The 2,353-nt window shown below is 37.2% G+C and carries 1 protein-coding gene and 1 pseudogene; both read right to left on the reverse strand.

Annotated elements, in window-relative coordinates; translation table 11 throughout:
* A pseudogene (locus ACFE93_RS34425) lies at nucleotides 1-792 on the reverse strand (prenyltransferase); the annotation flags it as partial.
* Nucleotides 793-806: 14 nt separating this feature from the next.
* Nucleotides 807-2,135 carry an ATP-binding protein gene (locus ACFE93_RS34430; RefSeq protein WP_375480590.1) on the reverse strand — a complete coding sequence of 443 codons (1,329 nt, stop codon included), beginning with the start codon at nucleotides 2,133-2,135 and terminating at the stop codon, nucleotides 807-809.
* Nucleotides 2,136-2,353 lie beyond the last annotated feature (218 nt).

The raw sequence follows: 2,353 nt of genomic DNA on the forward strand, positions 1-2,353 counted from the left end.
CCAAGCTTGGTGTAAATCTGGTTGAAATTTCAGTGCTTGGTCGTAGGATGTGATCGCTTTTGTATAATCTTGTCCACTAAAATGCAAATTTCCTATTTCAACCAGTAATTCTGCTTGGCTACTAGTTACTTGATGATTTTCTGCAAGCAATTCCTGAATTTCTAGTATTTTTTGAGTTCTTTCTTCTGGTGTTAGCGTGAGATATTTTTCATAGTCTCCATCCTGGAGTATACGTGATGATTCCTGCTTGAGAGTTTCTGCATCTATAGGAAAGTCAAACAACCCCGAACGCCAGTCAAAAAAGTCTGGGGCGCGTTGAATAAAATATTTAATAGCAAATAGAGGTAGAAAGAAAACAAAACAAATATTAAAGCTGTCTCTAAAACGTTCTCGCTGTTGATTCAAGTTAATTAAAACAGGCGGTACACTCTTCCAACTATATGAATAAATATCTCTACTATTCCACCCTATCAATGCTTTAGACTCTTCATATTCATAAAATGAATACTCTAAACCTGTAACAAATAAAATATCTATCTGCTCTTTATTATCTAATTTGTCTATGATTTCATATAAATTAGTAACAGCTTGCTTTAATCGCAAAACGTCAATATTTTTATTTGTAATTTCTTCTTTAACTTTGCCAATTAACTGCTCACCCTCAGCCGGAGAACAACGAGCAAATAACAAGCCAAAGCCTTCTGTAAAGTTCAGAGTACGGACTAAGGCTTGATATTCTTCATCTGGTTCCAGTGGTAAATCTTTATCCCAATCAGTCAGTTCCAGTTTCATCAAGCTGTGTCTCACTAACTAAGGTTCAAATTATTAAAAGTATCCTGAAATTCTTGAATCCCTTTAATTAAAGGATGAATATCATACCAACATTGAATTTTTTCTTCTTTATCACGGTGGCGATATTCCAAAATACAGCGATTGAATAATAAGTTACGGTGTTGTTCATCATTTACTATTTGTTTAGAATGATAAACTTTGGCTAGTGGTTGCCATTCATCTGCATAAACTGTATTGCGGTAGGTAATTCGAGTTTCGCTAATTGACCGTTGTAAAGCTCTATTCGTAATGGGTAGATTATTAGTATATTTAATTGCTTCCTTCATTAATAATAGCAAATTCCGCAGACCTCCACTCATTAAGCATAGTTGCTGTAAAGCTTCTGGCTGCTCAAACATATTTGTGATAGAAAGGTTAGGGTCAATCTGACTCACCCGCTTTTGCAACAATTCCTGGACTTTATTAATTCCTCGTTGATAACTTTCATTTTCAGGAGTTTGCACCATAATCATTGGTAAAACTTGAGCATCACTACCATAGATATCTCGTAAATCTGTAGCGCGGTTAGAGAACACCAATGAAATCGGTACTGTATAAATTAAATGGCAATTTAAAGCTTTGAGTTGTTCGCTACGATCTAAAAAAATATGTTCGTGATTGCTGCGTCCATCTTCCTGGGGTATGGGTACAATCCGATCGAGATTATCAGCGATGACTACCAATTGAGAATATTCGGAAGGTAAGCGTTTTTTTGCATCTTCAATAAATTGATTCAAAGCCAAAATCAAAGTTTGGGTGTGGGGGTTAACTCGTTCGCGGATTTTGTGGCGGAGACTGGGTTCGGTTCTCAATTTGGCTGTGATTTTGGCAAAAAGAGGAATTTCCTTCTCTACCTCCAGACCTTCTAAAGATACGTCAGGTAGAAAATCTTTTAAATCATCCCAGCGGCTTTTCAACCATGACACCAAAGGTTCAGGATTAGCGTTATCTTTTAATGCTTCTAATAAACGTCGTGTACAAGCAAGGAGAATATCTGTATATTGGGCATCTTCTGGCTCGATATCTTGTTCATCGGCGGCAAAATAGACAACAAAACAACCTTGTTCATTTAAATATTTTTGAAGACGCAGCAATTCTGTTGATTTGCCTGCACCACGATGACCAGCATAAAGTTGACAAGTCTTTCTGTCTGAGTACAAAATCTCTCTACCCACCTCTACCAAAATGTCGCCATCTCCTCGCACTTCCTGACAATCGACATAAGCCGGATCTCCTGCGGGCAAGGGTCGAAATGGGTCAAAAGCGTTGTATATCTTTTTTAAAGTTGCAAAATCCTGAACCATAGGTAGAATTTACTAGTTTAGTGCGATGATAACGTAAGTTTACGCAGGGACTGGGGACTGGGGACTAGGGATTGGGTAATCAGCAGCCCTAAAATTCATTAGTGAAGTTCTGATACTCCTTGACTAGTATCAAAGACTCATTAATGAAGCTCAAAGACTCTTTAATGAAGCTCAAAGACTCATTAATGGAGTTCAAATACTCATTAATGGAGTTCAAA

Origin of the sequence: uncultured Nostoc sp. (assembly GCF_964247315.1) — a bacterium.
Lineage (GTDB): Bacteria > Cyanobacteriota > Cyanobacteriia > Cyanobacteriales > Nostocaceae > Nostoc.